Origin of the sequence: Buttiauxella noackiae ATCC 51607 (assembly GCF_001654865.1) — a bacterium.
Lineage (GTDB): Bacteria > Pseudomonadota > Gammaproteobacteria > Enterobacterales > Enterobacteriaceae > Buttiauxella > Buttiauxella noackiae.
This window is the reverse complement of record NZ_LXEO01000004.1, coordinates 1-6,957: the sequence shown is the minus strand read 5'-3', so window position 1 is coordinate 6,957 and position 6,957 is coordinate 1. Positions and strand designations below refer to the sequence as shown.

Here is a 6,957-nt window from a genome sequence, read left to right as displayed (position 1 = left end):
CTGCACGTTCTGGGAATAATGTTACCTTTGGTTTTGCTGAAGAATCTAAAGCGATACCTTGCACAAGTAATAATGCTGAGTGGAAGCGAGGGTGTTGGGTCCGGCTTAAATCGCCTCCATTTTCCCTCATTTTTAGGGTCGAGCCGTCGGGAACGGCGAGAGGTTGTGATCGTCAGACAAAAATGTCTGGAACATTTTTGAACAATGCTTGCGTTGGCCACGAAGTGGTTCGTCACAGGGATGTGACGAATCAACGAATCGCAACCGACCCTAAAAATGAGGGAAAATGGAGGTTTACCGCTTGCGGCGATTTGCTTGCCGGGAGTCGGGGTTCTTAGGGGAGTGACGGTGAACTCCCCTAAGACGTTCACCGGTTCGGTAGCTGCATAAAACACAGAACGCCTGGTGAACGGAACCTTCACGGTACTGGCAGAGTGAATACCCACTGCACTGAACCCATAGATGTGACTAAGAGACCGCTCCCTGGGAGAGAGTTAGGATGAGAGCATCCCAGCCTTCAAACCGCCGTAAATCGCCGAGCCTGAACGCGTGTGGTTTCCACACTCTGCCCGGCACGATACAAATCGCTGCCCAACCCTGCACCAGCGCAACCTGCTTGCCGATATTCATTCAGATTTTCCGGCGTCACACCACCTACAGCCAGCACCGGCACGCTCGGTGGCAATACTGCTTTCAGCGCGGAAATATAGGCTGGCCCAAATGCCGATGATGGGAAAATCTTCAACCACTGCGCACCGGCCTCCAGGGCAGTAAAGGCTTCGCTTGCTGTGGCGCAACCTGCGCAAACCAGCATTCCCGCGTCCACAGCCCGGCGAATCACTGCCGGATTGGTATTCGGCGTAACCACCAGTTGTGCACCCGCCTGCGCCAGAAAATCGACCTGCTCGACGTTCAACACCGTTCCCGCGCCAATACATGCCTGCTCGCCGTAGCGACTCACCATTTGCGGGATACTTTGCTGCCAGTCCGGTGAGTTCAGCGGGATCTCAATGTAGCGGAACCCCTCTTCAATCAACGCCGCTACATGGCTGCCGGCCTCAAAAGGCTGAATGCCGCGCAAAATGGCAACTAACGGTTTAGCGTCTTGCATCGAGAATGCTCCTTATCCCTTGTTGGAATGCGGTATCACCCGCAATTTCACTGACCGTGACGCCAGCCTTTTCAAATACCTGTCGATAGCGGCGGCAAAGCGATTCACCGCCTACCAGCGTCACATTTTCTACCGCATCCATTGCCGCGACTTCCGCGCCAATCAGCAGGCCAGAAAGCCATTCGCTAACGGATTCCGGCGCTAGTTCGCCCAGCACTCGCAACGCACGCGCTTCAAAAAGCCGGGTGACGAGCGAGGGGGAATCCAGCCCGTATTGCAGGCCAGCCTGGAACGCTGCCGGATCTTCACTTTGTTCTGGCAGCCCTTTGCCAATCAGCGAGTGGCTCATCAGAACGTGGTGCAGTTCACCGGTCATCGCCGTGGAAAAATCGCTCACCGCGCCATTCGCGACCCGCACCCATTTGCTGTGCGTGCCGGGCAAAACGTAACAAGAAGCTGGAGCCAATTGCATCGCGCCCAGCAACTGCGTTTCTTCGCCGCGCATAACGTTTCGTGAAGTGTGCAAACCTGGCACAATCCACACCAGCGGGGCGACTTCATAGAGTTGCGCACTCAGTTCATGCAACGACACAGGGCACGCCAGATACGGCACGGTCTGCCAGCCCGCATCGCTACCAATCATTCCCGCCATTACCACGTGTAGTGCTTCGCGTTTGCGCCACGGCTCAATATATTTATCAAACACTTCGCGAGCAGTTTGCTCAACCAGGCGGCTGACGCCATAAGACAGTTGCAGGCTGTCCACACACTGCCCGTTGCGATACAGCCAGGCGCGCAGGTGCGTGGAGCCCCAGTCGATGGCGATATAATTCTCGCTCATCGTGCGCTCCCCGTAGCGCGTTTACCCAGCGGCACCGGTACGGCATCCGGCTGGCTTTCACGTTCGCGGGTAATCATCTCCAGCGCTTCTTCACGGCTCATTTTGCTGGCTGGTGTCACCAGAGTAACCACAACTGCAAAGCCCAGGCTCGCCAGCACCGAAGGCACAACCGGATTTCCCCAAACACTCATCCAGCTATCATTCGCCAGCATCACCATCGAGGTACCCGCTCCGCCAATCAGCGCAGCCAATGCACCCTGCCAGTTAAAGCGATTCCAGAAGCGGCCCAATATCGAACAGATAAACATCCCGGACATGATCATCGAGATCATTTTGGTGATGTAACTGATGATGTCGTTGGAAGTCAGCGCGAACAGCAGCGCCAGGCCAATCACCAGCACGAGGAAAATACGCGACATACGAATCGCTTTTTCAGGTGCAGGCATATGGCCGGTGACCAGCGTGTAAAGGTCGCGCAGCATAATGGAAACTGCGGCGATAGCATCGGAACTACCCGAAGACATATTGGCCGACATCCCGGCAATCAGCACCGCCATCGCCAGTACCGGCGGCAGAACCTGGGTGGCGAACAGGAATGCAAAGCCGCTGTTTTCCAGCGCCGGGTTCATGGTGTACGCCGCCATGCCGATAATCGCTGGCAGGAAGGAGAAGCCTAGGTACAGCAGGCCGGTAATCACGAAGGATTTACGCACTGTACCTACTGATTTTGCAGAGTAAATACGCTGGCGGTAAGACGGTGTCGCCATTACGCCGACGCCAATCACTATCGCCAGAGAGCAAGCAGGCAAAATGCCGAGTTTATCTACCGCAAACAGACTAAGTGCTGCCGGATCAACCGTTTGCTGAATGTGACTCCAGCCGCCAACGTGGTGAACCGCCAGCCCCGCCATTAAAATAAAGCCAATAAACAGAATTAACGATTGAACAGTATCAATCCAGACCACGGCAGAATAACCGCCAATTCCCACGTAAACGATAAAGGCTGCAGCAATAATAATTTTCGCCGTATTAATATTGATCCCACTGGCCCAGGCAAGATATAAACCGCCCCCTAAAATATGAGCACCCAGCCAGCCAATGGAAGCGATGAATATTAATATCGCGACCACGTTCTTAATAATTTTACTGCCGCCTGTGTAATACGATATTTCTTCGCTCATGGTCATAAAACGCATTTTACGCACTGGCGCAAATAACCAGGCCACCAGCAAAATACCGACTGCACCGCCAAGACCATAAAGCATTCCCGCCCAGCCGTTGGTGTAGCCAAAACCCACGGCCCCCACGCTTGAGCCGGTTCCGACCATGGTGCCCACGGTCGAACCGAGTGTGAGGATCATCGGTAATGAACGGCCACCTAATAAAAAGTCGTCGCCATTCTTCTGGTTACGCGAAACATACCAACCCAGCGTTATCATCGCGCAGGCATAAATTCCAAACCAAATAAGGAAAGAATAATTATTCATGGCTTACTTCCAGATTAATTAAGTTGCATTGGCTTTCTGAAAAAAGGGCGCAGAAAACCCGTTGGCACGTTCTTGGCGTACCGGAGTTATGTCGTAATAGTTATTTTGTAGGGTGGATGCGCAGGCACCATCCACCCTAAGTCAGATTATTTTGCGCGTTCGGCGTTATAACAGGTCAAATCCACTTCCACTTTGCAATCGACCACCAGGTCAGCCACGCAGCACACGCGAGCGGGCGGATGGTCGGCAAAAAACTCGCTGAACACTTTGTTAAACGACTGGAAATAACGCGCATCGGTCAGGAAAACCTTCACATGCACAACGTCTTCCAGGGTGTAACCCGCGCTTTCCATGATATCCACGCAGTTCTGAATCGCCAGGCGGGACTGCTCGATAATGCCGCCCTCGACCACTTCACCGTCTTTCATCGGGGTTTGCCCGGAAACGTACAGCCAGCCGCCCGCTTCCACCGCTTTAGCAAACGGCAGACGCTGCCCGCCCGTACCGGTGCTGCCACCTACTCCATAACGTTTAATGCTCATTGTTGCTCCTTATTTGTTTACCGACGTAGAAAACGTCCGGCACGCCCAATCACTTTCTTATCACGACCATAACTCATTACGCCGTTAACCATCACGGCTTCAATACCGGCGGCGGGCTGCTGGGGATCGCTAAAACTTGCCACGTCGCGCACGGTTTGCGGGTCGAACATCACCAGATCAGCATAGTAGCCGCATTTCACCAGGCCACGCTCAGGGAGCTGGAAACGCGCCGCTGACATGCCCGTCATCTTGTGAACCGCAACCGTGAGCGGGAATAATTTCTCGTCGCGGCTATAGTGCCCCAGCACGCGTGGGAATGCGCCCCACAGGCGGGGATGCGGCATCGGATCGTTCGGCAAACCGTCGGAACCGACCATCGTCACCGGGTAACTCAACACGCGCCGCACGTCCTGCTCGTCCATGTTGTAGTAAATCGCGCCAGCGGGCATCAGCAATTTCCCTGCCTCCTGAAGCGACAGCGACCAGCTTTGCGCAATTTGTTTCAACGACTGCCCGGCAACTTCAGGATGCGGTTCCGACCAGGTAATAATGATGTCGAAATCTTCGGTAATTTGTTTCATATCCAGCGTCGATGAACTGGCGGAATACGGATAGCAGTCGCAGGAAACATCCTGCTGTTCGCGCACTTTGTCGAACAATTTCAGGGTTTCGACAGTGCGCCCCCAGTTTTTTGCTCCAGCGCATTTATGGTGCGAAACCACAACCGGCACTTTGCCGTGGCGACCAATGCGAAACGCCTCATCAAGCGCTTCCAGAATCGGTTCAAACTCAGAGCGTAAATGGGTGGTGTAGATACCTTTCCCCGCCGCCAGTTCTTCCGCCAACGCCATCACCTCTTCGGTGGTGGACTGGAACGCGCTACCGTAGGCAAGGCCGGTGCTTAACCCCAGCCCGCCTTGCTGCAACGCCAGTCGAAGCTGTTCGCGCATTCCGGCGATTTCTTCCCCAGTGGCCGCGCGGTACAAATCGTCCATATGATTGTTACGCAACGCCGTGTGGCCAATCAGCGTGCCGACGTTGATCGCAGGTTTAGCCTGTTCTACGGCCTGCGCGTAAGCAGCAACCGTTGGGTAAATAAAGTGCTCCACTTCACCGAGCAAATTCATCGGATCTGGCACACTGCCTTTCATGGTCGCCGTCGCCGCGCTGATGCCGCAGTTGCCGACAATCACCGTGGTGATGCCCTGGCTGATTTTCGGCAAATATTCCGGCATACGGATAACGTTGATGTCATCGTGGGTATGAACGTCAATAAAACCTGGGGCCAGTACACGGCCTGCGCCATCAATTTCATGCTGTGCCGAGCCGCTAATTGCCGGTGCGATTTGTGCAATGCGATCGCCCTGCACGGCAACATCGGCGCGGTATTCCGGGCCGCCGCTACCATCAATGACTGTGACATTCCTGAACAGATAGTCGAACTTCATCTCATCCTTACCCCCGTTATGTGCTGGACTAAAGTTAACCATTTACAAGCGTAAAAAACAGTGGAAGACTACGCAAAATGCATATGAATTTGTGATACTTTTATTCATAAAACATCAAAAATATAAATAAAAACCTTAATTTTCATTAAATTAAATATGATATCCATCGTGATGCAAAAGAAAAAACCAAAGGAATAATGTTATGAAATACCAGAACAGTAACCTCGTTCCACACAAATCAGCCCTGATGTTTACCCCTGCCAATATCCTCAACGAAGATATTTGTTTACCCGCAGCCGTTATCAAAAAAGATGCACTGGAGAACAATATCCGGTGGATGCAGCGCTATGCCGATACGCGCGGTGTCTCCCTGGCCCCCCACGGGAAAACCACCATGACGCCGTGGATTTTCCAGCAGCAGCAACAAGCAGGAGCCTGGGCGATAGGTGTTGGCAGTGCCTGGCAAGCAAGTATTGCGATGGTCAGCGGTATCAAACGCGTATTGATGGTTAACCAACTGGTTGGCAAAGCGAATATGCAGCTGGTTTCACAGCTAAAAACACAGTACCCGGATGTTGATTATCTGTGCTGCGTTGACAGTCTTGCCAACGCAAAAGCGCTTTCTGCTTTCTTTAGCGCGAATAACCAGCAGCTTGATATTTTGATTGAGCTGGGTGTGCCAGGTGGGCGCTGTGGTTGTCGCACGACTGAACAGGCACAAACCCTGGCCGAGGAAATATCTACACTCCCGGGCCTGCGCTTACGTGGTCTGGAACTGTATGAAGGCGTGCTGCACGGCGAAAATCCGCAGCCGAAAGTGGAAGCCTTACTGCGCGACGCCGCGGTACTCGCCTGCACGCTTGAGCAATACGTTGATGGGGAATTTATCCTTACGGGTGCCGGTTCTGTCTGGTATGACGTGGTGTGTAATGTCTGGCTGGCCGCGCAAAAACCGGCAAACTGCCGCATTGTTATCCGCCCGGGTTGTTACATCACGCACGATGCTGGTATTTATCAGGAAGCGCAGGACGAGCTTATGGCACGCGATAAAGTCGCCTGTGATCTTGGCGGGGATTTAGTCTCGGCTCTGGAGCTGGTTGCGATGGTGCAATCCGTACCGGAAAGCGACCGCGCGATTGTGAATTTTGGCAAACGTGACAGCGCTTTTGACGCAGGTTTACCGCAGCCAGTTGCGCATTATCGGGCAGGCAAACCGCTGGAACTTTTGGCTAATAACATCGAAACCACCGGCATTATGGATCAGCACGCCATGCTGAAACTTAAACCCGGAGCAGATGTGCAGGTGGGGGATATTCTGGTGTTCAGCACCTCCCACCCGTGCCTGACGTTCGACAAATGGAAAGCGCTGTATTTGATTGACGATGAGTATAACGTGCTGGAAACATTAGAGACGGCGTTTTAGAACGGGTCAGGCCCATCCCTCCCCTTTCCAGGGGATGTCTCTTATACAGATCTCAATCTGGTCATTTTTTCAGGGCGAGATCTGTAAGGTGCGGAGGTTTTCCGC

General features: G+C 53.4%; 6 protein-coding genes. 1 reads left to right on the top strand and 5 read right to left on the bottom strand.

All coding sequences use genetic code 11. The annotated features are described in order from the left end of the window. Positions 1-517: 517 nt before the first annotated feature. From M979_RS01445 to M979_RS01425, 5 genes are all read right to left on the bottom strand, one after another. The gene (locus M979_RS01445) at positions 518-1,111 is read right to left on the bottom strand and encodes a 2-dehydro-3-deoxy-6-phosphogalactonate aldolase (protein ID WP_064553284.1); all 594 of its coding nucleotides are present in this window, start codon (positions 1,109-1,111) and stop codon (positions 518-520) included. After that, on the bottom strand, positions 1,098-1,952 hold the full coding sequence (locus tag M979_RS01440; RefSeq protein WP_064553282.1) for a 2-dehydro-3-deoxygalactonokinase: 855 nt from the start codon (positions 1,950-1,952) through the stop codon (positions 1,098-1,100). The genes M979_RS01445 and M979_RS01440 overlap by 14 nt, the downstream gene beginning before the upstream one ends. Continuing rightward, the gene (locus M979_RS01435) at positions 1,949-3,439 is read right to left on the bottom strand and encodes a sodium:solute symporter family protein (RefSeq protein WP_034456804.1); all 1,491 of its coding nucleotides are present in this window, start codon (positions 3,437-3,439) and stop codon (positions 1,949-1,951) included. Before M979_RS01435 ends, M979_RS01440 begins: the two co-directional genes overlap by 4 nt. 146 nt (positions 3,440-3,585) lie before the next feature. After that, on the bottom strand, positions 3,586-3,981 hold the full coding sequence (locus M979_RS01430) for a RidA family protein (protein WP_064553280.1): 396 nt from the start codon (positions 3,979-3,981) through the stop codon (positions 3,586-3,588). Positions 3,982-3,998: 17 nt separating this feature from the next. Further along, positions 3,999-5,429 carry an N-acyl-D-amino-acid deacylase family protein gene (locus tag M979_RS01425; protein WP_064553278.1) on the bottom strand — a complete coding sequence of 477 codons (1,431 nt, stop codon included), beginning with the start codon at positions 5,427-5,429 and terminating at the stop codon, positions 3,999-4,001. 202 nt (positions 5,430-5,631) lie between these two features. On the opposite strand from M979_RS01425, the gene M979_RS01420 reads away from it, so the two are divergent. After that, entirely contained in the window at positions 5,632-6,852 is a 1,221-nt protein-coding gene (locus M979_RS01420) for an amino acid deaminase (RefSeq protein WP_064553275.1), read from the top strand. Positions 6,853-6,957 lie beyond the last annotated feature (105 nt).

Bases quoted from the DNA above. Each gene is read 5' to 3' on its own strand.
- M979_RS01420 (WP_064553275.1), top strand. From the start codon at position 5,632: ATGAAATACCAGAACAGTAACCTCGTTCCACACAAATCAGCCCTGATG.
- M979_RS01435 (WP_034456804.1), bottom strand. From the start codon at position 3,439: ATGAATAATTATTCTTTCCTTATTTGGTTTGGAATTTATGCCTGCGCG.
- M979_RS01430 (WP_064553280.1), bottom strand. From the start codon at position 3,981: ATGAGCATTAAACGTTATGGAGTAGGTGGCAGCACCGGTACGGGCGGG.
- M979_RS01440 (WP_064553282.1), bottom strand. From the start codon at position 1,952: ATGAGCGAGAATTATATCGCCATCGACTGGGGCTCCACGCACCTGCGC.
- M979_RS01425 (WP_064553278.1), bottom strand. From the start codon at position 5,429: ATGAAGTTCGACTATCTGTTCAGGAATGTCACAGTCATTGATGGTAGC.
- M979_RS01445 (WP_064553284.1), bottom strand. From the start codon at position 1,111: ATGCAAGACGCTAAACCGTTAGTTGCCATTTTGCGCGGCATTCAGCCT.